The 21681-nt window shown below is 68.6% G+C and carries 25 protein-coding genes; 10 read left to right on the top strand and 15 right to left on the bottom strand.

Annotated features, from left to right (window positions below):
• Nucleotides 1-48: 48 nt before the first annotated feature.
• The 4 genes from NS2_RS15510 to NS2_RS15525 form a co-directional block, all read right to left on the bottom strand.
• Entirely contained in the window at nucleotides 49-1452 is a 1404-nt protein-coding gene (locus NS2_RS15510; RefSeq protein ID WP_308640197.1) for an RNA polymerase sigma factor, read from the bottom strand.
• Nucleotides 1453-1524: 72 nt separating this feature from the next.
• Nucleotides 1525-1881, bottom strand: coding sequence for a YciI family protein (locus NS2_RS15515; protein WP_033088132.1), 357 nt, complete (start codon nucleotides 1879-1881; stop codon nucleotides 1525-1527).
• A gap of 16 nt (nucleotides 1882-1897) precedes the next feature.
• Nucleotides 1898-2473, bottom strand: coding sequence for a dihydrofolate reductase family protein (locus NS2_RS15520; protein ID WP_033088133.1), 576 nt, complete (start codon nucleotides 2471-2473; stop codon nucleotides 1898-1900).
• A 122-nt stretch (nucleotides 2474-2595) separates the two neighbouring features.
• Complete coding sequence (locus NS2_RS15525; protein ID WP_033088134.1) at nucleotides 2596-2973, bottom strand: VOC family protein; 378 nt, start codon at nucleotides 2971-2973, stop codon at nucleotides 2596-2598.
• A gap of 123 nt (nucleotides 2974-3096) precedes the next feature.
• Here NS2_RS15525 and NS2_RS15530 point away from each other — a divergent pair, with 123 nt between their 5' ends.
• Nucleotides 3097-3876 (top strand): TetR/AcrR family transcriptional regulator, encoded by a 780-nt coding sequence (locus NS2_RS15530; protein ID WP_033088135.1) that lies wholly within the window; start codon nucleotides 3097-3099, stop codon nucleotides 3874-3876.
• A gap of 102 nt (nucleotides 3877-3978) precedes the next feature.
• On the top strand, nucleotides 3979-4641 hold the full coding sequence (locus tag NS2_RS15535) for a GNAT family N-acetyltransferase (RefSeq protein ID WP_071343344.1): 663 nt from the start codon (nucleotides 3979-3981) through the stop codon (nucleotides 4639-4641).
• On the opposite strand, the gene NS2_RS15540 is transcribed toward NS2_RS15535, so the two are convergent.
• From NS2_RS15540 to NS2_RS15575, 9 genes are all read right to left on the bottom strand, one after another.
• Entirely contained in the window at nucleotides 4642-5181 is a 540-nt protein-coding gene (locus tag NS2_RS15540) for a carboxymuconolactone decarboxylase family protein (RefSeq protein WP_033088136.1), read from the bottom strand. It abuts the gene before it with no gap.
• A gap of 55 nt (nucleotides 5182-5236) precedes the next feature.
• On the bottom strand, nucleotides 5237-6010 hold the full coding sequence (locus tag NS2_RS15545; RefSeq protein ID WP_033088137.1) for a GntR family transcriptional regulator: 774 nt from the start codon (nucleotides 6008-6010) through the stop codon (nucleotides 5237-5239).
• Nucleotides 6011-6022: 12 nt separating this feature from the next.
• On the bottom strand, nucleotides 6023-6715 hold the full coding sequence (urtE, locus tag NS2_RS15550) for an urea ABC transporter ATP-binding subunit UrtE (protein WP_033088138.1): 693 nt from the start codon (nucleotides 6713-6715) through the stop codon (nucleotides 6023-6025).
• A complete protein-coding gene (urtD, locus tag NS2_RS15555; protein ID WP_045437723.1) occupies nucleotides 6699-7490 on the bottom strand; it encodes an urea ABC transporter ATP-binding protein UrtD in 792 nt (263 codons plus the stop codon). The genes urtE and urtD overlap by 17 nt, the downstream gene beginning before the upstream one ends.
• A complete protein-coding gene (urtC, locus tag NS2_RS15560) occupies nucleotides 7490-8668 on the bottom strand; it encodes an urea ABC transporter permease subunit UrtC (RefSeq protein WP_052086484.1) in 1179 nt (392 codons plus the stop codon). The genes urtD and urtC overlap by 1 nt, the downstream gene beginning before the upstream one ends.
• On the bottom strand, nucleotides 8665-9549 hold the full coding sequence (gene urtB, locus NS2_RS15565; protein WP_033088139.1) for an urea ABC transporter permease subunit UrtB: 885 nt from the start codon (nucleotides 9547-9549) through the stop codon (nucleotides 8665-8667). Before urtB ends, urtC begins: the two co-directional genes overlap by 4 nt.
• Before the next feature lie 91 nt (nucleotides 9550-9640).
• The gene (gene urtA / locus NS2_RS15570; protein WP_033088140.1) at nucleotides 9641-10876 is read right to left on the bottom strand and encodes an urea ABC transporter substrate-binding protein; all 1236 of its coding nucleotides are present in this window, start codon (nucleotides 10874-10876) and stop codon (nucleotides 9641-9643) included.
• Nucleotides 10877-11204: 328 nt separating this feature from the next.
• Nucleotides 11205-11342 (bottom strand): hypothetical protein, encoded by a 138-nt coding sequence (locus tag NS2_RS36050; RefSeq protein ID WP_155238899.1) that lies wholly within the window; start codon nucleotides 11340-11342, stop codon nucleotides 11205-11207.
• On the bottom strand, nucleotides 11339-11644 hold the full coding sequence (locus tag NS2_RS15575; RefSeq protein ID WP_033088141.1) for a DUF8020 domain-containing protein: 306 nt from the start codon (nucleotides 11642-11644) through the stop codon (nucleotides 11339-11341). Before NS2_RS15575 ends, NS2_RS36050 begins: the two co-directional genes overlap by 4 nt.
• A gap of 61 nt (nucleotides 11645-11705) precedes the next feature.
• On the opposite strand from NS2_RS15575, the gene NS2_RS15580 reads away from it, so the two are divergent.
• Nucleotides 11706-12701 carry a serine/threonine-protein kinase gene (locus NS2_RS15580; protein WP_033088142.1) on the top strand — a complete coding sequence of 332 codons (996 nt, stop codon included), beginning with the start codon at nucleotides 11706-11708 and terminating at the stop codon, nucleotides 12699-12701.
• A 10-nt stretch (nucleotides 12702-12711) separates the two neighbouring features.
• Here the strand turns inward: NS2_RS15580 and ramB are convergent, their stop codons facing one another.
• Complete coding sequence (ramB, locus tag NS2_RS15585; RefSeq protein ID WP_033088143.1) at nucleotides 12712-14121, bottom strand: acetate metabolism transcriptional regulator RamB; 1410 nt, start codon at nucleotides 14119-14121, stop codon at nucleotides 12712-12714.
• 106 nt (nucleotides 14122-14227) lie between these two features.
• Here ramB and NS2_RS15590 point away from each other — a divergent pair, with 106 nt between their 5' ends.
• Nucleotides 14228-15745, top strand: coding sequence for an ATP-dependent DNA ligase (locus NS2_RS15590; protein ID WP_033088144.1), 1518 nt, complete (start codon nucleotides 14228-14230; stop codon nucleotides 15743-15745).
• Between the two features lie 277 nt (nucleotides 15746-16022).
• Here the strand turns inward: NS2_RS15590 and NS2_RS15595 are convergent, their stop codons facing one another.
• Nucleotides 16023-16463, bottom strand: coding sequence for a DUF4254 domain-containing protein (locus NS2_RS15595; protein WP_081985944.1), 441 nt, complete (start codon nucleotides 16461-16463; stop codon nucleotides 16023-16025).
• A gap of 83 nt (nucleotides 16464-16546) precedes the next feature.
• On the opposite strand from NS2_RS15595, the gene NS2_RS15600 reads away from it, so the two are divergent.
• From NS2_RS15600 to NS2_RS15625, 6 genes are all read left to right on the top strand, one after another.
• A complete protein-coding gene (locus NS2_RS15600) occupies nucleotides 16547-17512 on the top strand; it encodes a hexose kinase (RefSeq protein ID WP_228102596.1) in 966 nt (321 codons plus the stop codon).
• A 128-nt stretch (nucleotides 17513-17640) separates the two neighbouring features.
• Nucleotides 17641-17994 carry a hypothetical protein gene (locus NS2_RS15605; RefSeq protein ID WP_033088147.1) on the top strand — a complete coding sequence of 118 codons (354 nt, stop codon included), beginning with the start codon at nucleotides 17641-17643 and terminating at the stop codon, nucleotides 17992-17994.
• A gap of 65 nt (nucleotides 17995-18059) precedes the next feature.
• Complete coding sequence (locus tag NS2_RS15610) at nucleotides 18060-18932, top strand: ABC transporter ATP-binding protein (protein ID WP_033088148.1); 873 nt, start codon at nucleotides 18060-18062, stop codon at nucleotides 18930-18932.
• Nucleotides 18929-19690 carry an ABC transporter permease gene (locus tag NS2_RS15615; RefSeq protein ID WP_033088149.1) on the top strand — a complete coding sequence of 254 codons (762 nt, stop codon included), beginning with the start codon at nucleotides 18929-18931 and terminating at the stop codon, nucleotides 19688-19690. Before NS2_RS15610 ends, NS2_RS15615 begins: the two co-directional genes overlap by 4 nt.
• A gap of 8 nt (nucleotides 19691-19698) precedes the next feature.
• Nucleotides 19699-20493 (top strand): ABC transporter permease, encoded by a 795-nt coding sequence (locus tag NS2_RS15620; protein WP_370737298.1) that lies wholly within the window; start codon nucleotides 19699-19701, stop codon nucleotides 20491-20493.
• A 79-nt stretch (nucleotides 20494-20572) separates the two neighbouring features.
• Nucleotides 20573-21679, top strand: a complete 1107-nt coding sequence (locus NS2_RS15625; RefSeq protein ID WP_045437718.1) for an ABC transporter substrate-binding protein — start codon at nucleotides 20573-20575, stop codon at nucleotides 21677-21679.
• Nucleotides 21680-21681: the final 2 nt, after the last annotated feature.

Raw genomic sequence — 21681 nt, forward strand, 5'->3', positions numbered from 1 at the left:
ACAGACACAACTTGTCTTCGAACGAAACTGACCGTACGCCCTTTCAGTTCATGAATGCGGGCGACACGCGGCGAAATGCCTGATCAGAGTGGATTGCCGGATTGCCGGGCGCGGTCGAGCAGCAATTCGCGCTCGGTCGCATTGCCGGTGAGTTCGGCCGCTCGAGTAAAGGCCGCGCGGGCCTGTTCCGCATTGCCCAGCCGGGCAAGCAGGTCGCCCCGAACCGCGTGCAGCAGGTGGTAATCGGCGAGCGCGCCGGTCGCGGCGACGGCGTCGGCCAGCTCCAGGCCGGCGGCCGGGCCGTGCAGCCGGGACACCGCGACCGCGCGGTTCAGTTCCACGATCGGCGACGGAAAGCGCTGGGCCAGTACGGCATAGAGTCCGGCGATGCGCCGCCAGTCGGTGTCCTCGGTGGTCGTGGACATGGCGTGCACGGTGGCGATCGCGGCTTGCAAGGCATACCGTCCGGGTTCGCGGCCGAGCGTGCGGTTCAAGGTGTGCGCGGGCCAGGGCGGCGAAGCCGCGTCGAATGTAGAGACCGTTCCAGCGCGAGCGGTCCTGATCGGCGAGCAGGATCAGTCCGCCGTCCGGTCCGGTGCGGGCCCGGGTGCGCGAGGCCTGGAGTTCGAGCAGCGCGGCCAGGCTGTGCGCCTCCGGCTCGCCGGGCAGCAGGCCGGTCAGGATGCGAGCCAGACGCAGTGCGTCGTCGCACAATTCGGCGCGCATCCAGCTGTCGCCGGAGGTGGCGGCATAGCCCTCGTTGAAGATCAGGTAGATGACCTCGAGCACCGAGTCCAGCCGCTCGGCCAGCTCGGGCCCCTCGGGCACCTCGTAGGGAACCTTCTTGTCGGCGATGGTGCGTTTGGCGCGCACGATGCGTTGCGCCACCGTCGATTCCGGCACCAGATAGGCGCGGGCGATCTCGGCCGTGCTGAGCCCGCCCACCATGCGCAGGGTGAGCGCGGTGCGCGCGGGCGGGGTCAGCACCGGATGGCAGGCGGTGAAGATCATGCGCAGCAGATCGTCGGCGATGACCGGCTGCTCCGCCCCCGGCTCGTCGAACACCGGCTGCTCCTCCAGCGGCGTCTGCCGCCCGAGCAGCTCCAGCTTGCGCGCGAAGTTCGCATCACGCCGAATCCGATCCACCGCACGATGTTTCGCGGTCAACATGAGCCAGCCGCCCGGATTCGGCGGGACGCCCGCGCGCGGCCACTGCTCCAGCGCCGCCACGTGGGCATCCTGCGCGAGCTCCTCGGCCGTCGCGATATCCCCGACCAGCCGGGTCAGCCCGGCCACCAGCCGCGGCCACTCGATCCGCCACGCCGCCTCGATCGCTCGGCGCGCCCGCTCGGGCCTTGCTGCCGCCGATGGTTCAGGCACCGTCGACCGTTCGGACACGGCCGACGGCTCCGGCACCATCGACGGCTCGGACACCGCCAGCGGATCGGGCATTGCCGACGGATCGGGTGTCGCCGCGGCCGAGGGATCAGGCACGGTGGAGGCCGATCGGTCGGACGGGGCGGCTCAGTTCTGGCCGTCGAGGGGACGGATCTCCAGTTCGAGTTCCCACTCCGGGCCGTGCACGTTCAGGAATCGCCGGGACCATTCCACCGCCTCCTCGGTCGTGCGGGTCTGCAGCAGACAGTAGCCGCCCACGATCTCCTTGGATTCGGTGTAGGGCCCGTCCACCACGGACTGCACGCCGCCCGACTGACGCAGGCGCACACCCTCTTCGAGGGGTCGCAGCCCGGCGGTGTCGAGCAGCACGCCCGCCTTGGTCATCTCCTCGATGACCTCGTTGATGTCGGCGATCATCTTTTCGTCCGGGCCGCCCTCGGGGGCCTTGGCCGGGTCGAGGCGAATCAGCATGAGGTGTCGCATGGTTCGATCCTTACTCTCAGGCGATGCCGTAGCGGGTGTAGAGCACGCCGTTGTCGAAGACCTTCGACTCCAGCAGGTTCAGATTCAACTCGGTCTTGTCGCGGAACAGCGGGGTACCCGCGCCGATCGTCACCGGGTGGATGACGATGCGGTACTCGTCGATGAGCCCGGCCTCGGCGAACCAGTGCACCAGCGTGGGGCTGCCGTAGATGACCAGCGCGCCACCGTCTTCCGACTTCAGTTCGTTGATCCGCGCGGCCCCGTCGGTCCCGATGATCCGGGTGTTGTTCCACTCCGGCGACTCCAGCGTGGTCGAGAAGGCGAGCTTGTCGATGGCGGTGACCCATTGCGCGTGCTCGAGGTCGTGCGCGGTGGCCTCCGGACTGTCGGACACCGACGACCAGTGGTCGCGCATGCCCACGAAGGTCTTGCGGCCGTAGATCACCGTCCCGACGTCGGCGCGGATGTGCTCGTCGTGGAACGCCGCGAGCTCCGGGCTGTAGGAGCGGAAGGTCCACTCCAGCCCGAGTTCGGTGTTCGAGGCCGCGAAGCCGTCGAGGGTCATGTGCTCGAAAGCGACTACTTTTCGCATCCGGGATCCTTCCGTCGAGAGGGCGGACCGCGTTCCGGTCCCTGCCTACTCCTCGAACGGGCGACGCCGGAATCGACACGTCCCGAAAAAAGAATTCGGGACGTGTCGCGGCGGGCGTGGGATCAGACCCACTGCACCAGTTGGATGACGATGCCGTTGGGGTCGAGGGCCTGGAAGTAGCGCTCGCCCCAGGGCTCGGTCTCGATCGGCGTCACGATCGGGACGCCTTCGTTTCGCACCCGGTCGTACTCGGCATCGATGTCGTCGACGACGAAGGCGACCAGCAGGCCTTCGCCCGCGCTGCCCGCGATGCGCTCGGGTTTGAAGCTGCCCAGGCCGGTGCGCAGGTAGACGACATCGAATCCGGCGTCGTCGCGGGTCACGTTCACGAAGCCGTCCGCCGACATCTTCTCGGTGAAACCGAAGTGGTCGACGAGGAACTTCGCGGAGGCGATCGGGTCGGGCACGTTCAGGGAGATGACGGAAGCGGTGATGTTCAAGGGTCCTCCTAGGTGGTGCCGATTAACTCTGTACTATGTACGCTGTACTTTGTACGTAAATTCCCGGACGCATGCAAAGTGATGACCGTCACATCGATACGATCGGCGGCGGAGGTGAGGCGAATGGCCGGAAAAGGTGGCGAGCGCAGCAGCGCGGGCGACCCGGTGCGCACGCTCGAATTGCTGTGGCGCGAGCCCGGATCGGGCGGGTCCACGCGCGGGCCCAAGCAGCGCACCACCCTGGACGCGGTCATCGCGGCCGCGCTGGAGATCGCCGACGCCGAGGGGATCGGCGCGCTCACCATGCGGTCGGTGGCCGCGAAGCTGGGCATCACGCCCATGGCCACCTATACATATGTTCCGGGCAAGGCCGAGCTGGTCGACCTCATGCTCGATACCGTCTACCAGCACATGCCGCGCCACGATCTGGATGGAATGCCCTGGCGGGAGCGGGTTTCCGCGATCGCCGCCGAGAACCGCGCGCTGCTGGCCGAGCATCCCTGGGTGGCGTACCTGCCCACCACGCGCCCGCCGCTGGGCCCGGGGGTGGTCGCGAAATACGACCACGAGCTGCGCGCCTTCGACGGACTCGGGCTCGGCGACCTCGAGATGGACGCCGCGCTCACCTACCTGCTCGGCTTCGTGACCTCGACCGCGCAGCTCGCCATCGACACCGCCGCGGCCGCGGCGGCCAGCGGACAGTCCGACCACGAGTGGTGGGAGCGCGCCGCGCCCTTGCTCGAGCGCGTCTTCGATACCGACCGCTACCCCTTGGCGGCCCGCGTCGGCACGGTGGCCGGGCAGGCGCACGACAGCGCCTACAGCGCGGACCACGCCTACGAATTCGGGTTGGCGAGGGTCCTGGACGGGTTGGCCGTCCTGATCGAAAACCGCAGGCCCTGACCGTTCTTTGACCGTGCGGACAATTCACCCGGCACAGACCGATCGGGACGATGGTCTCAATTTCGCCGCGCGGATCGGCCGATCGCGGGCAGAATTCCAGCTATGCCGCGCGCAACCCCGGCAATCGTTGCCGCCGAAACTTTCACGCGGGCAGCGCAGCCCGTGCTCCCGGTGGGCGATCGCCTGGTGTTGCGCCCGTGGCTGCGCCGCGACGGCCCCGAGGTGTACTCCGCCTTCCAGGACCCGGCCATCCGTCGCTGGCATGTGCGCACCGCAGACACCGTGGAGGAGGCCGGGGACTGGGTCGACTCCTGGGCCCGCTCCTGGCACGGCGGCACCGCCGCCAATTGGGCTGTGGCCGACAGCTGTACCGGCCGCCTGATGGGCCGCGCCTCGCTGCACCACATGGAGCTCTGGCACGGCGAGGCCGAGGTGGCCTACTGGGTGGTCCCGGCCGCCCGCGGCTGCGGTATCGCGCCGCGCGCGGTGGACGCCCTGGTCGGCTGGGCCTTCGAGGTGGCCGGTTTCCATCGGCTGGAACTGCGACACTCCATCCACAACGGCCAATCCTGCCGAGTCGCCCACAAATCCGGCTTCGTCCTGGAAGGCATCAACCGCAGCGCGGGCCTGCACGCCGACGGCTGGCACGACATGCACCTGCACGCCCGGGTGGCCCATCCCGTCGAACCGGTCCACTCCCACCGGCTCCCGGCCGAGGCCATCCCCGAGGCCGCCACCCAGCCGGTCTACCGGCTCCGCCGTTGATCAGTGATCTGTCTGGATGCGCAGCGCGGTGATGGTGCTGGCCAGGCCCTCGTATTGGTTGGTGAGCAGGACGATTTCGATGAGGTGGCGTTCGTCGTAGTGGCTCGCCAGCGCCTGCCAGGTGGGGTCGTCGAGGTCGCGGGTGGTGACGAGCTGGTCGACCGCGGTGAGCAGGGCGCGCTCCTTGTCGGTCCAGCCTTCGGCGGCCGGGCCCTCGCGCAGGCGGTCCAGGATTTCGGCGGTGACGCCCGCGCGGCGGCCCAGGCGGATGTGATGGTCCATCTCGTAGTCGCATTGCCGCAGGTGGGCGACCCGCAGGATGACCAGTTCCGACTCGTAGCGGCGGAGTTTGCCGCCCGGCATGAGGCGGCCGGAGAAGTGCAGCCAGCCCCGGAACAGGCCGCCGGTCCGTCCCAGGGTGCTGAACAGATGGGCGTCCTCGGTACCGGCGGCGCGGGAAAGCGCCTGCCAGACAACCCAGTTCACCGGTCCGAGCTCCCGCAGCCGGCCGGGAGCGATGCGTGGCCTCGTCGACACCATCCCTCTAGTCAACACCCTGTCCCAGTCACCCGCCAGAGCAAACGCGGCGGCTCGCTCATTCCCGCACCGCCTGAGCCAGTTTCGTCAGTTCCAGCGCCCGCCGCGCCCGGGTCAGGACGTGCGCCCGGGAGCTGGTGAGGTGGGCCAGCAGGGTGCGCAGGGCGGTATCGAGATCACCCGTGAGCAGGTGCTCGGCGATCGCGATGTGGTCGTCGGCCATGGCGGCGATGCGGCCCGGGGTGGGCATGTCCAGGGCGCGCACCGGGCGCACCCGGGCGTGCACGGTCGAGAGTGCATCGGCCAGCGCCGTGTTTCCGGCGGCCCGCAGCAGCGTGGTGTGGAACTGCTCGTCGGCCGCGATGAGGGCGGCCCCGGGCTCGGGCGGATGTTCGCGGATGCGCCGCCACGCCTCGAGTTCTTCGCGCACCGCGGTGGTGTCCGGCGCGCCGCCCCTGGGGAGGGCGGCCGCGATCGAGGTCGCGGGTGCTTCCCGCGTCGCCGTGGTCGGCGATTCCGGCGGGCTGGACGGGGTGGTCTGGAGGCGCTGGATGCCCCTGGCCTCCAGCACGATTCGGAGTTCATAGAGGTCGCCGAGCTCATCGACCCGGGGGCGGTACGGGTAGAGGCCGTCGGTGTGGCGTTCCAGCAGTCCGTCGGCGTAGAGGCGGGCCAGCGCCTCGCGGACGGGGGTGCGGGAGACGCCGTAGGTCTCGGCGAGGCGTTCCTCGCCGAGCCGTTCGGTCGGCACCAGCACTCCGGCCGCGAGATCGCGCTGGAGCGCTCGATAGACCCGCTCGGACAACGGAATACGCCCCCTGCGCGCGTTCACGGGTGCGCCCGATCAGATCGCCATGGCCAGGCGCACCGCGGATTCCGCGCCCGCGCCGCCGGCCCCCGAGGAGGTCACGCGGCCCGAGCGCAGGACGTAGAACTGCTGGGCGGCCTGCAACGCGAATCCGATGTGCTGTTCCACCAGCAACACACTCAAGCCGCCGCGATTGGTGAGCTCGATAATGGTGCGTTCGATCTCGGCCACCACCGACGGCTGGATGCCCTCGGTCGGCTCGTCGAGGATCAGCAGCTTCGGTTCGGTGATGAGGGCGCGGGCGATGGCCAGCTGCTGACGCTGGCCGCCGGAGAGCAGTCCGGCCTTGCGGGACAGCAGTTCCCGCAGCGCCGGGAACAGGTCCAGCGATTCGGCGATGAGTTCCTTGCCGCGGGCCCGGCCGTCGGCCACCACCTGGAGGTTCTCCATTGTGGACAGCTGTGGAAAACTCTGCTGCCCCTGCGGCACGTAGGCCAGGCCGCGCTTGACCCGGCGCGAGGGCGACATCTTGGTGATGTCCTCGCCGTCGAAGTGGATCTTCCCGGACTTGGCGGGCAGCAGGCCGACCGCCGCGCGCAGCAGCGAGGTCTGCCCGGCCCCGTTGTGGCCCATGATGGCCGCGACGCCGTTCTCCGGAACCGTCAGGGAGACACCGTGAATGACTTCGGTGCGGCCGTAGCCGGTGTGTAGGTCAGTGAGCTCCAGCATCGGCGGCCTCTGCTTCCTGGTCGGTGGTCGGCGGCAGTTCACCCGCCGCGGCGGTGCCGAGGTAGACCTCCTGCACCTTGGGATCGGCCTGGACGGCTTCGACGCTGCCTTCGCTGAGCACCCGGCCCCCGGCTAGCACGGTGACCGAGTTGGCGAAGGCGCGCATGAAGTCCATGTCGTGCTCGACGACGATGATCACGCGGTTGTCGCCGATGCGGCGCAACAGGTTTCCGGTCTCCTCGCGCTCCTCGGCGCTCATGCCCGCGACGGGTTCGTCGAGCAGCAGCACCGAGGCGTTCTGCACCAGCAGCATGCCGATCTCGAGCCACTGCTTCTGGCCGTGCGCGAGCACCCCGGCGGGTTTGTCGCGCAGCTCGGTGAGGCCGGTGATCTCGAGGGCCTCGTCGATGGCGGGGAGCACGGACTTGCGGCGGCGCAGCAGGGTGAGCGCGGAACGCCCTGCGCCCGCGGCGATATCGAGGTTCTGCAAGACGGTGAGCTGTTCGAACACGCTCGCCGTCTGGAACGTCCGGCCCACGCCGAGCCGGGCGATCTGGTGCACCTTGCGGCCGACGAGCTCGGTACCGCTCTTGCGCGCCGAGCCGGTGGCCGGGGTGAGGCCGGTGATGGCGTCGATGAGGGTGGTCTTGCCCGCGCCGTTGGGTCCGATGAGGAAGCGCAGATCGCCTTGCAGGACGGTGAGATCCACGTCGGAGACGGCCTTGAAGCCGTCGAAACTCACCGACAGCTTGCTGATTTCGAGATATTCGGCCATCAGGCTTCCACCTTCTCCTCGACGGCGGGGGCATTCTCCTCGACAGCGGAGGCAGCGGTCTCGACCGGTTCGGCCGGGACGACCGGCGCGGGCTCGACCACCGCCGTCGGTGCGGGCCGCAACCGCTCCAGCAATTGCTTTGCCATGGGCCCGAATCCGGCCAGCCCGGCCGGAATGAAGCCGACCACCACGATGAACAGCGCGCCCTGGAAGTAGGTCCACGCCGACGGGAAGTGCTCGGAGAACGTGGTCTGCGCCCAGGCCACGCCGACCGCGCCCAGCACCGGCCCGAGCAGGGTGGTGCGGCCGCCGATGGCGACGCCGATCAGGAAGGCGATGGACGGGACGACACCGATGTCGGCGGGGGAGATGATGCCGACGATCGGGGTGAACAGCGCGCCCGCGATGCCCGCGAAGAAGGCGGCCACCACGTAGGCGACGATCTTGATATTGGCCGGGTCGTAACCCAGGAAGCGGACCCGCTCCTCCTGATCACGCACGGCCACAAGCAGTTCGCCGTAGCGGCTGCGCATCAGCTGGCGCGCCACCGCCACCACGATCAGCAGCGTGGCCGCCGCGATGAAGAACAGCATGCGCCGGTTCACCGGATCGTCCAGGCGGAAGCCGAAGAACGAGCGGAAGTCGCTCAATCCGGTGAAGCCGCCGATGGTCTGCTGCCCGGTGAGCAGAATGGCCAGCGCCGCGGCCAGCGCCTGGCTCAGGATGGCGAAGTACGCGCCCTTGACGCGGCGCTTGAAGACACCGAAACCCAGCACCGCCGCGATCAACGCGGGCAGCACCAGAATCGCCAGGATCGCCACCGGCGCGGACTCGAAAGGCTGCCAGTACGAGGGCAATTTGTCGACGCCCGCGATGGTCATGAACTCCGGCACGTCCTCGTGAGCCTTGGCGGTGTCGGCCATCTGCATGTGCATGGCCATGATGTACGCGCCGATGCCGAAGAACACGCCCTGGCCGAGGGTGAGCATGCCGCCGCGCCCCCAGGCCAGGCCGATGCCGACGGCGACGATGGCGAAGCAGAGGAACTTGGCCAGCAGGCTCAACCGGAAATCGGTGAGCATGGCGGGCGCGATGCCGAACAGCACGATGGCGGCAATGGCGAAGCCGCCCAGGGCTTTCAGGGACGAGTTGGCGCGCAGACGCTGGACGATGGTCATGCCAGGCTCCTGGTGCGGACGGTGAACAGACCCTGCGGGCGCACCTGCAGGAAGATCACGACCACGATGAAGACGATCACCTTGGCGACCGTCGCGGTGGTCGAGTACTCGACGAACGAATTCAGCAGGCCCATGGCGAAGGCCGCGATGACGGTGCCCTTGATCTGCCCGAGGCCGCCGATGACGACCACCAGGAAGGCGTCCACCAGATACGACTGCCCGATGGTGGGGCTGGTGGAACCGATCAGGGTGAGCGCGACACCCGCCACGGCCGCCAGCCCGGAGCCGATGAAGAAGGTGCTGACGTCGGTGAGACGGGAAGAGACGCCGGAGGTTTCGGCCAGGCTGCGGTTCTGCACCACCGCCCGGATGCGACGGCCCAGCGGCGTCGTCTTGAGCGCGGTGGCCAGCGCGATGACCGCGACCACGGCCAGCACCATGATGAAGATGCGGGTCTTGGGCACCACGGTGCCCGCGATGGTGATGCCGCCGGTCAGCCAGTCCGGCGCGACCACGTTCTTGGCGGGCGCACCGAAGATGTCGCGCACCGCCTGCTGCAACACCAGCCCGACACCGAAGGTGACCAGCAGGGTGTCCAGCGGGCGGTCGTACATCCAGCGGATGAGCCCCATTTCCAGGGCCGCGCCCAGCAGGCCGCCGACCAGGAAGCCGACGAGCAGCGACACGATCAGCGCCACCCCCGTCGCCGAGATCAGTTGCTCCACAACGTAGGTGGTGTAGCAACCGGCCATGATGAATTCGCCGTGCGCCATATTGATGACGCCCATCTGACCGAAGGTCAATGACAACCCCAGCGCGGCGAGCAGCAGGATCGAGCCCAGGCTCAAGCCCGTGAAGAGCTGTCCGACAGCCACATCCATGATCAGTACCTCTTGAGTTCTATTGGTGGAGAACGCCGTACGGCTGGTGCGGGAACCCCGCACCAGCCGCCCCTCATCGGCGGCCGCCGAATTACTTGAGGCCCTTGGCCCAGTCGTAGTTCTTCAGGTACGGGTCCGGCGACACCGGCTTGCCGCTGTCCCACACCGTGTAGATGAGGCCGTCCGGGTGGATCTCACCGATGCGGGCGGTCTTGGTGATGTGGTGGTTGGAGCCGTCGATGACGACGGTGCCCTCCGGCGCGTCGAAGCTGACGCCGTCGGCGGAGGCCTGAATGTCGGCCACCGCGAAGGACTTCGCCTTCTCGACGGTGTTCTTCCACAGGAAGACCGAGGCGTAGGCGGCCTCCATCGGGTCGGAGGTGGGCTTGCCAGCCCCGTAGGCGGCTTTGTAGGCGGAGACGAACGCCTTGTTGGCCGGGCTGTCCACGGTCTGGTAGTAGTTCCACGCGGTGAGCTGGCCCGCGACGTTCTGCACGCCGACGCCGCCGACCTCTTCCTCGGCGATGGACACCGAAACCACCGGCATATCAGCGGCCTTCAGGCCCGCGTTGGCGTACTCGCGGAAGAACGCGACATTCGAGTCGCCGTTGAGGGTGTTGAACACCGCGCCCGCCTTGGAGCTGCGGACCTTGTTCACGATGGTGGAGAAGTCGGTCGAGCCGAGCGGCGCGTAGTCCTCGCCCTTGATCTCGATGCCGTTGGCCTTGGCGTAGGCCTTGATCTCACGGTTGGCGGTCTGCGGGAAGACGTAGTCCGAGCCCACCAGGTAGAGGGAGGTGACGCCCTTCTGCTTCAGGTAGTCCAGCGCCGGGATGATCTGCTGGTTGGTGGTGGCGCCGGTGTAGAAGATGTTCTTGGAGTCCTCCAGGCCCTCGTACTGGACCGGGTAGTAGAGCAGCGAGTTCAGCGATTCGCACTTGGGCTTCATGGCCTTTCGCGACGCCGAGGTCCAGCCGCCGAAGACCGCCGCGACACAGTCGGAGCTGATCAGCTTCTCGGCCTTCTCCGCGAAGGTCTTCGGATCCGACGCGCCGTCCTCGAGCACCACCTCGAGCTTCTTGCCCATGACGCCGCCCGCGGCATTGATCTGATCCACGGCCAGCTTGGTGGCATTGGCGACGGTGACCTCACTGATGGCCATGGTGCCGGTCAGCGAGTGTAGGGAGCCGATCTTGATGGTGTCCTTCGAAGTGTCCACGCAGGACTTGGCATTGGAGCCCGAGGCGGTATCGCTGTCGCGCGAGCCGCAGCCGGCGAGCATGACCGCGGACAGCGCCAGCGCGGTCGGAATGGTGATCGCCTTCATCAGGCGGGTAGCCCGGTCCCGGCGGGGAGAGTCGTGCATGGGGCGGATCCTTCACTTCACGGGGTGCCGCGACGCCACCTGCGCCGCTTGCGAATACCGCCGCGTATACAACGGTTGTATTCGTGAGACGGAACGGTAAACCGGAAGTGTTGCGCCGGAATGACTCTCGATTAATCTCCGATGTCCACTGTTTCCGCGACGTGAATTTCCGCTCACCGCAACCGGTTTCGGTTCCATGGACGGAGGTGTTTCCGCAGGTGGAGGGGCATGAAACGGCTCGGGCCGGTGCCAGCGAGAGCTGACACCGGCCCGAGCCGGGGGTGAGCGGTCAGTAGCAGTACTGGGTGTGGGTGTAGTAGTCGGTGTGGCAGTCCTGCTGCCACGTCCACCCGTCCTGGCGGTCGTCGTTGGTGGTGCCAGCGCCCGCCGCGCTGCCGGTGCCGCCGCCGATCATCGCGCCGATCATGGCCGCGAACGGCAGCGCGATGAAGCCGAAGCCTCGGCGGCCGCCGGGTGCGCGACCAGCTTGGCGCCGTTGTCCTCGATGCTCGGGTTCATCGAGACCACCAGATCGGTGCCCTCGGCGCTCATGGCCAGGGGCGGGCTCGAAACGACCGCGCCGGAAGCGTCGAGGATGTGCACCGAGTCCGCGGCGAGCTGGAAGGTACCGCCGGTCAGCGTCGTGGTGACGGTCTTGTCCGCATCCGAGCGAACGATGCTGTAGCCGAGGTCGTTCGGCGTCTGCGCGGAGTACCGGATCGACTGCACGGCGGCCGGATCCGGTGCCGGTGCGGCGTAGGACGTACCCCCGTGATCGCCAGGGCGGCAATTGGGTGAATTGCTCGCCACCCTGGCTTACGCCGCGCCCGAACAGGTCTCGGACCAGCCGGTGGATCATCGGGCCGACCAATACGCGCTCGGCTGCACCCTGTTCGCACTGCTCACCGGGCACGCGCCCTTCACCGCGAGCAATGCCGGGGCCATGGTGGCCGCGCACCTGACCCGGCCGGTGCCCTCGGCGAGCACCGCCGCGCCCGGCGTGCCACCGGAGCTCGACGCCGTGATCGCCCGGGCGATGGCGAAGGACCCGGCGGGCAGATTCGCCACCTGCGCGGAATTCGCCGCTGCCGCACGGCGCGCCCTGGCCGGGGCGCGGCCGGTGCCGCCCACGGTCGTCCGCATTCCGCAGCCCCCGGCGCCCGCGCCGCCGCCGACCGTGCGCTGGAATCCGGCCGTCCCACCCGTGAATCCTGGTGCGGGACAGGTGTCCTCGCGCTGGCGGACCGCGTCGGTGCTGCTCATGGTGGCGGGGCTGGTGGCCGTCGCGGGGATCGGTGCGGCGGGGGTGTACTGGAAGTTCCTGCGCCCCACGGGCCCTCGGCCGCTGCCGTGGGGCGCGCACCACGCGCTGGCGGTGAACTACCCGCGGCTCGTTCCCGTCGATCCGGCGGGAACCGGCTGGCGCGATGCCCGCTGCTCGGCCGTCGGCACGGTGGCGGCGCTGGCGGGCGACCCGGCGCCCGTCCGGCAGATCATCTGCAATCAGCCCGACGGCATCACCATTTGGTACACCCAGTACGACCGCGCCGATGACGTGAAGAACTATCTCGCGGCCCACACCGTGCGGGTCGAGGGTGAGCACGAGATCGCGAACAGCTTCGGCGAGATGGTGCTGCAACGGCCGAAGGATCCGGCCGCCCCCTTCACGCTGGCGACCTACGGCTGGATCTCACCGGGATTGAGCGAGTCGCTGGTCGAGGTGTCCTGGCCGGGGCACACCTTCGAGGACGTGCGCGACCAGTGGTGGCAGCCCGCCCCGTTCTGAGCGTGGACGGTCACTGAATCACATACGGCGAGATGGAACTTCGGTGCTCGCTGATGTCGAGGGTCTTGCCCAGCGGCGGGAAGGCCCGCTGCGGGCAGCTCGACCGCTCGCAGACCCGGCAGCCCGCGCCGATCGGGGTGGCCTTGGGCTCGTTGAGGTCCAGGCCGTCGGCGTAGACGGTGCGTCCGGCGTGCCGCAGCTCGCAGCCCAGCCCGATGGCGAAGGTCTTGCTGGGCTCGCCGTAGCGGGTGGCGCGGCGTTCCACGGTGCGGGCCACCCACAGGTATTTGCGGCCGTCGGGCATCTGCGCGATCTGGGTCATGATCTTCGCGGGATAGGCGAAGGTCTCGTAGACGTTCCACAGCGGGCAGGTGCCGCCGCTGGAGGAGAAGTGGAAACCGGTGGCGGACTGGCGCTTCGACATATTGCCCGCGCGATCCACCCGGACGAAGGAGAACGGGACGCCGCGCAGTTTGGGCCGCTGCAGCGTGGACAGGCGATGGCAGATGGTCTCGTAGCTCTGGGTGAAGAAGGCCGACAGCCGTTCGATGTCGTAGCGGAAGTCCTCGGCCACCTCGTGGAAATGGCTGTACGGCAGCACCGTGGCGGCGGCGAAATAGTTGGCCAGGCCCAGTTTCGCCAGCACCACCGAATCGTGGCCGCTGAAATTGCCCTCGGCGACCAGCTTTTCGATCAGGTCGCCGCATTCCAGATAGGCGAGCTCGGCCGCCAGTTTGAAAACCCGCTGCCCGCCGGAGAGATGCGGTGCGATTTCCAGACGGCGCTGTTCGGGATCGAAGCGGTGCAGCAAGCCGTCGCCCAGGTCGATGCGCTCGACGATCTGCACCCCGTGGGCATCGGCCAGGCGGCGCGGGATCTCGCGTTTCAGGTCACCGCCGTGGAATCGCATCCGGTGGGTGAGTTCCTCGGCGGCGGTATCCAATTCGTGAATGTAGTTCTGCCGCTGATAGAAGTAGTCGCGTACTTCCTCGTGCGGTTTGGAGATGGCCGCCGAGCCGCTGCCGTCGGCGAAGCGGTCCTCGGTGGCGGCGGCCAGCTGCGCGGTCGTATTCCGGTAGCGGCGATGCATATTCACCATGGCGCGCGCCAGACCCGGGTGCGCGGACACCATTTCGGCGATCTCCTGGGCGTCGGCCTCCACGCCCAGTTCCTGGTCCATCACCACCTCCTGGAGCTCGGCGATGAGCCGGGTGTCGTCCTGGGAGGAGAAGAAGCCGGCGTCGACGCCGAAGACTTCACTGATGCGCAGCAGAACCGGTACGGTGAGCGGGCGCACGTCGTGTTCGATCTGATTCAGATAGCTCGCGGAGATCTCGAGCTTCTTGGCCAGGGACACCTGACTCAGCCCGCGTTCGGTACGCAGCTGGCGGAGCCGCGCCCCGACGTAAGTCTTGGCCATATGACCGAGTTTATTGGCGTCTTAGCACGGTTGCCAACGCCGGGATTAACACACCTGCTGAGCTTTGAGTCACATTCTTGTCGGTGCACCGGGTTACGGTCGAAGGGTGCTCTTGTCCGATGTGGTTGAGGCGTCACGGGGTGTGCGGGCGACATCGTCGCGCAAGAACAAGATCAATATCTTTGCCGAGCTGCTGAAAACGGCCGGGCCACCGCAGCTGGCCCAGGTCGTGGCGTGGCTGTCGGGTGATCCGGTGCAGGGGCGGATCGGTACCGGCTGGCGCACGCTCATGTCGCTCGAGGTGGAATCCGCGACCGAGCCGACCTTGACCGTGGCCGAGGTGGACCGGGTCTTCGACGAGCTCGCCGCGGTCGGCGGTGCCGGATCCACCGCGCGGCGGCAGCAATTGCTGACCGCCCTGTTCGCGGCGGCCACCGAGGCGGAACACGAGTTCCTGCTCCGGCTGCTCACCGGGGAGATGCGCCAGGGCGCGCTCACCGCGATCGTCGCCGAGGCGGTGGCCGTCGCCTTCGACGTGCCGATCGCGGCGGTCCGGCGGGCGCACATGCTGTCCGGGCAGCTCCCGGTCACCGCCCTGGCCGCGCTGACCGGCGGGGCGGAGGCACTGGCGGAGTTCCGGCTCGAGGTCGGGCGGCCGATCCAGCCCATGCTGGCCTCTCCCGGCGCGAGCCTGGACGAGGCGCTGGACGAATTCGACGGGGAGGCGACCGTCGAGCACAAGATGGACGGTGCGCGGATCCAGGTGCACCGGGACGGCGACCGGGTGTGGGTGTTCACCCGGACGCTGCGCGACATCACCGCGAGCGTGCCCGAGTTGGTGGACCTGGTGCGGAAGCTGGCCTGCACGAGCCTGGTCCTGGACGGAGAAACCCTGGCGCTCAACGATTCCGGCCGCCCGCGCCCGTTCCAGGAGACCATGAGCCGCTTCGGCGCGGCCACCGCTCAGGAACTGCTGCTGCACCCGTACTTCTTCGACTGCCTGCACCTCGACGGTGTCGACCTGCTCGATCGGCCGCTGCGCGAGCGCCGGGCCGCGCTCACCGGCGTGGCCGGGGGCCTGAGCATTCCGGCCCTGATCGCACCGGACGCCGAGGCCGCCGCCGAATACTTCGACGGCGCGCTGGCCGCGGGCCACGAGGGCATCATGATCAAATCCCTGGCCGCGCCCTACGCGGCCGGTCGGCGCGGGCGCGCCTGGCAGAAGATCAAACCCACCCACACCCTGGACCTCATCGTGCTCGGCGCGGAGTGGGGCTACGGCCGCCGCACCGGCTACCTGTCCAACCTGCACCTGGGCGCGCGCGATCCCGAGGGCGGCGAGCCCATCATGGTCGGCAAGACCTTCAAGGGCCTCACCGATGCCCTGCTGCAATGGCAGACCGCCGAATTCCCCCGCCACGAACGCGACCGGGACGCCTCGACCGTCTACCTCTATCCCGAACTGGTCGTCGAGATCGCCCTCGACGGCGTTCAGGTCAGCCCCCGCTACCCCGGTGGCGCTGCCCTGCGTTTCGCCCGGGTGGTCCGGTATCGCCCCGACAAGGAACCCGCCCAGGCCGACACCATCGACACCATCCGCGCCCTGCTACCCGGCGCGAGGTAACTTCCGAAACCGACTCTCTTCACAGCGGATTCACAGCTGGAACAGGGGACGCTCCGAGTTTCGGGGGACATGATTCGGGTGTCGAAGTCGACCGGACGGTTGTCAGGTGACGAGGTCGCAGGAACTGCCACCGCATCTCCCACGCGGATCCCCTGCTGAACTCGTGCCGTCCGCTCGGATGTCGACGGTGGATTGCGCATGGTCCACCTTTGTGGCCGGTGGTGCCCCGCCCCCTCGCCGGGCACCGCCGGCCGCGGTCATTTCGCGTGGTCCGCGGTCACGAGTCGTAGTCGGGCGTGCCGGTCAGATTCGGCAGTCTGCGGCGGCCCGCGGCCAGTTCACCCGCGAGATCCTCGTAGGCGATGGCCAATTCGGTGAGCCGCTGCGCGGCCTCGTGCATGGCGTCGTCGGGCGACATGGCCAGGGTCAGGTAGGCCAGTGCGGAGAGCTGCGCCAGCCGGTCCACCACGGTCCCCACCGTCTCGGTGTGCAGGTGCGCGTCGCGGGCGGCCTTGGGCAACTCGGCCGCCACCCAGCTGTCGATATCGTGCACCAGCCGGGCCCGGTCGTGGTCGATCCGGTCGGTGCCCGCCGGGCTGGTGAGCCGCTGTTCGTGCAGGTCCGCGAGTAACCCGGCGCAGCGCAGCACCGGATGATCGTCGGGGGGCAGGCCGCGGCAGGCCTGCAGCAGCAGGTGTTTCGGTGGGAGCGGATGCACGGCCGACATCCTGCCCCTCGAATGTCTCCGAATGGCAACGACATTCGGTGCCACAATGCGTCCCAGGGGTTGCATCCGGTGCCGTGACGTGCCGTGATGGTGGGGTGATCCTCACCGTGACCATGAATCCGGCCTACGACATGACCTATCGGGTCGAGCATTTCGAGCGTGGGCGGGCACAGCGGGTGCGCTCGGTGGATCAGCGACTCGGCGGGCGCGGCATCAATGTGACCCGGGTTCTGAACCAGCTCGGCAAGTACGCGCGCGCCACCGGATTCGCCGATCATTCCTTCGCGGCCGCCGCCGAACTCGAGATCCCGGTGGATTTCGTGCACGCGCTGCCCTGGGTGCGGCGCACGGTGGTGATCAGCGAATCCGACGACGGCACCGCCACCGCGCTGTGGGAGCCCGGGCCGCGGGTCACCGAACCGCACGCGGTCGACCAGCTGCGGGTGCGGGTCGCGGGACTGCTCTCGGACATGAACGGACTGGTCATCGCGGGCTCGCTGCCCGGCGGGGTGAGTCCCGGGCTGCCCGCCGAACTGGCGCGCACCGCCATTGCCGCGGGCGTGCCCACCATCTGCGACTTCGACGGCCAGGCGCTGGAACTGGCGGCGCGCGTGCCCGGCGTCGTGCTCACCCCCAATACCGATGAGCTGGAACGGCTCACCGGCCGTCCGGCGGGCACGATCGCGGAGATCCTGGCCGCGGTCGAGCCGCTCATCGCCGACGGGGTCGGCGCGGTGGTGGTGACCCGGGGCGGAGCGGGCATGGTCGCGGTCACCGCGACCCGGGCCTGGACGGCCTCGCTGCCGAAACCGCTGGCAGGCAATCCCACCGGCGCGGGCGATGCCGCCGTGGCGGCCATCATCGCCGCCTTCGCCACCGAACCGGTGCCGGACTGGCCCGCCATCCTGGCCGACGCGGTGGCGACTTCGGCTGCCGCCGTGGTCATTCCGGTCGCCGGGGAGATCGACCGGGTACTGCGCGATCGGCTGCTGCCCACGGTGCAGGTCCGCGAACTGGAATCGGTGGCCGTGCGGCCGTGATCGCTGTGAACCGGGTCGCACGGCGGCGTGGTTGACACGGTTAGGGGGTGATTCGGGGCTAGGTTGGGGGAGTGTCGGACCTGGATACTCAACCCGATCCGGGGTCGGGTGTGGGCGACAGATTTCGGATGCCGCGGGTCGTGCGCGCGGCGCAAGTGCTGGCGCTCGGACTGGCCGGGCTGGGGATCGCCTGCGTGGCCTCGTCGGGCTGGCTGCTCGGGGCGAGGGCCGCGATACCGACGGTGGTGCCCTTCGTTCCCGCCTTCGTGCTCGGGTTGATCGCGCTGACCTTCAATTCCGAGGGGCAAGGGGTACGGATCGGGGCGATTCTGGTGGCGGTCATGAACATGCTCTGGACGGTTCCGTCCATCACCGAGGGCCGCCCGCCCGGTCCCTTGGGCCCGCTGGTGTCGCTCGCGGTGATCGTGCTGCTGTTCCGCAAAGAGGCCCGGGACTGGTTCGAGCCCGACGCCTGGTGGTAACAACTCCGAAATCTCGTCTGCCCATTTGCAATCTGCGTGCAATTCCCGGCCCTTACGGTTGCCCTATGAGTTCGGAAGTCGCCGCGGGAACGGGCATTCATATCAGCGGGCTGAGCAAGACCTTCCGCTCCGGGCGGCGTGTGGTGCAGGCCCTCGATGCGGTCGACCTGCACACCGCGCAGGGGGCGTTCCTGTCCCTGCTCGGGCCCTCGGGCTGCGGCAAGTCCACCATCCTGCGCATCCTGGCGGATCTGGATTCGCCGTCCGCGGGCACCGCGAAGATCAATGGCGAGACCCCGGCCGAGCTGCGCCGCCGTCATGAGTTCGGCATCGCCTTCCAGGATTCGGCGCTGCTGCCCTGGCGCAGTGTGGAATCCAATATCCGGCTGCCGCTGCAGGTCGCGGGCCTGCCGGTGGACAAGGAGCTGATCACCGATCTGATCCGGCTGGTCGGGCTGGAGGGCTTCGAGAAGGCCAAGCCCGCGCAGCTGTCCGGCGGTATGCGGCAACGGGTTTCGATCGCCCGCGCGCTGGTGGTCAAGCCGACGGTGCTGCTGCTGGACGAACCCTTCGGCGCGCTCGACGACATGACCCGGCAGCGGCTGAACCTGGAGCTGCTGCGCATCTGGACCGAGAAGCCCGCCACCACCCTGATGGTCACCCACGGCATCGCCGAGGCGGTGTTCCTGTCCGACGTGGTGGCGGTGATGAGCCCGCGACCGGGCCGGGTGGTGGAGGTGGTGAACATCGACCTGCCCCGGCCGCGCACCCCGGAGATGATGCGCTCACCCGAATTCCACAAACTGCACGACTACTTGCAGGAGCTGCTCTTCGGTCGCAGCGGCCAGGGCGGTGTCGCGTCCGACAGCGGTGGTGCCGCCGAAATCGGTGGGCCCTCGGAAATCGCCGGTGTCTCCGAAGGCGGTGCCGCCGAATGAGAGAGCGCTTCCGGATCACCCGGCTCGGCGGGGCGGCGGGCATTCTCGCGCTGCTGGCGCTGTGGACGGTGCTGGCCGAAATCCGCGTCGCGAACGGCACCGTGCCCAGCCCGTGGACCGTCGTGCACACCATGTACACCGACGGCTGGGCGCTCTACGGCCCGAACTTCCGGGTCACGGCCTGGGGTGCGCTGCAAGGCTTCGCGTGGGGCAATGGCCTGGCCATCGCGCTCGCGGTGCTGGTGGTGCTGATTCCGCCGATCGAAATGCTGGTCACGCAGCTGGCGATCCTTAGCTACTGCACGCCGCTGCTGGCGCTGGGCCCGATCATCCTGGTGGTGTTCGGCGGCCGCACGCCGACGGTGTTCCTGGCGGCCATGTACTGCTTCTTCACCACCATGGTCGGCACCGTGTCCGGGCTGCGGTCGGCCGATCGCACCAGCCTGGATCTGGTGCGCGCCTACGGCGGCGGCCGGTGGGAGCGGCTGCGGCGGGTGCAGCTGATCGCCGCGCTGCCGAATACCCTGGCCGCCTTGAAGATCGCCGCGCCGTCGGCGGTGCTGGGCGCGATCATCGGCGAGTACCTGGGCGGCGTGGACAGCGGCATCGGCGTGGCGCTGACGGCGGCGCAGACCGCCTACCTGGTGCCGCGCACCTGGGGCATGGCGCTGGCCGCGGCCGCGCTGGCGGGACTGGGCTACGCCATTGTCGCGCTGGTGGCGCGGGTGGCGGTGCCGTGGACTCGGGCGGAGGCGTGATGAAGACCCTGAACGTATTGCGGCCGATCGGGAAATTCCTACTGCCGCTGCTGGTTTCGCTGATCCTGCTGGTGGCGCTGTGGTACGGCTTCCTGAAGCTGTACCCGCAGGTGGGCCTGGTCGGCAAGAGCCCGGGCGACGTCTGGCACTACCTGGTGACCGGGCCGACCTCCGAGGGCGCGCGCCGGGTGATCTTCGACGAAATGCGAATCACCCTGCGGGACGCGCTCATCGGCTTCGGCGTGGGCCTGGGCGCGGCGCTGGTGGTGGCGGCGCTGTTCATCGGTGTGCCCGCGGTGGCGCAGGCGTTCATGCCGGTGGCAATGCTGCTGCGGTCGGTGCCGCTGGTGGCCATCACCCCGATCATCGTGCTGGTCTTCGGGCGCGGCCTGCTGGGCGTCACCGTCATGGCGGCCATCGTGGTGTTCTTCCCGGCCCTGGTGATGATCATGACCGGTCTGCGTTCCGCGCCGCGCCAGGCCACGGAACTGGTTGTGGCCTACGGCGGTTCGAACTGGACCGCCATGCGCATGGTGGCGATTCCGGCGGCGCTGCCGTCGGTCTTCGCGGCCGCCCGCGTGTCGGTGCCCGGCGCGCTGATCGGTGCGCTGCTGGGCGAATGGCTGGGCAGCGGAACGGGTTTGGGCGCCGGGCTGATCCGCGCCATTCCCACCTTCCAGTACAACCGGCTGTGGGCTTCGATCGCACTGGTCACCGTGGTGTCGGTGTTCGCCTACGCGGTGGTCGGCGTGCTGGCGAATCTGGTGCTGGCGCGGTTCGCACCGGAGCAGAGCCGGGACTGAGCACGCGAGTTAACGTGCCGCACACAAATACCTGCGGAAAAGCAAAATATCGGAAATCGAAAACGCCTACATTTCCCGCATGAGTGGTTTGTTCCGGCCGGGTCCGGCCTCGCAGTTGTCGCAGTCGTCCCTGGGACGGCGATCCTTCCTCCGTTACGCCGGGCTGGCCGGGGTGGCGGTCGGCGGGGCCGGGGTGCTCGCCGCGTGCGGCGGCAGCTCCTCGAGCGGCGGCGGCAGCTCGGCCGACGGCTCCAAGTTCGGGACCGTGGCGGTGCAGCTGTCCTGGCTCAAGAACATCGAATTCGCGGGCGAGTACTTCGCCGACTCCAAGGGCTACTACAAGAACGCCGGATTCGGCTCGGTGAACCTGGTCGCGGGCGGCGCGGCCAGCACCTCGGTGGAGGCCGGGCTGGGCACCGGCAAGATCTGGATCGGCATGTCCGCGCCGCAGACCACCGCGCCCGCCGTGCTGGAGGGCCTGAACGCCAAGATCGTCGGGACCACGTATCAGAAGAACCCCTTCTGCATCGTGAGCTCGGCCAAGAAGCCCATCCTCAACCCGAAGGACATGAAGGGCCGCAAGATCGGTGTGCAGGACACCAATCAGCTCATCTTCAACGCGCTGCTGACCGCCAACGGCATGACGCCCAGCGACGTCACCATCGTGCCCGCGCAATTCGATCCGACCCCGCTGGCCAACGGCGAGGTGGACGGCTGGGTCAGCTACGCCACCAACGAGCCGATCACCCTGGCCTCCAAGGGCTTCCAGAACATGAACTTCCTATTCGCCGACTACGGGCTGCCGCTGGTCGCGGAGACGCTGACGGTGAGCCAGAAGACCATCGATTCCGAGCGCGACAAGCTCAAGGCGTTCCTGGTCGCGGAGATCAAGGGCTGGAAGGACGCGGTCGCCAGTCCGGAGGAGTCGGCGCGGCTGGCCGTGGAGGTGTACGGCAAGGATCAGCAGCTGGAGCTGAAGGAGCAGACCATGGAGGCCAGCGCCCAGAACGGGCTGGTGGTCTCGGCCGACTCCAAGGCCAACGGGCTGTTCACCATGACCGACGCGCTGATCGAGCAGAACATCGCCGCGCTCGGCAAGGCCAAGATCGATATCAAGGCGAGCCAGCTGTTCGACCTGTCGGTGCTCAAGGAGGTCTACGCCGAGCATCCGGAACTGAAGGCGTAACG

The sequence above is a fragment of the Nocardia seriolae NBRC 15557 genome (assembly GCF_007990715.1).
Lineage (GTDB): Bacteria > Actinomycetota > Actinomycetes > Mycobacteriales > Mycobacteriaceae > Nocardia > Nocardia seriolae.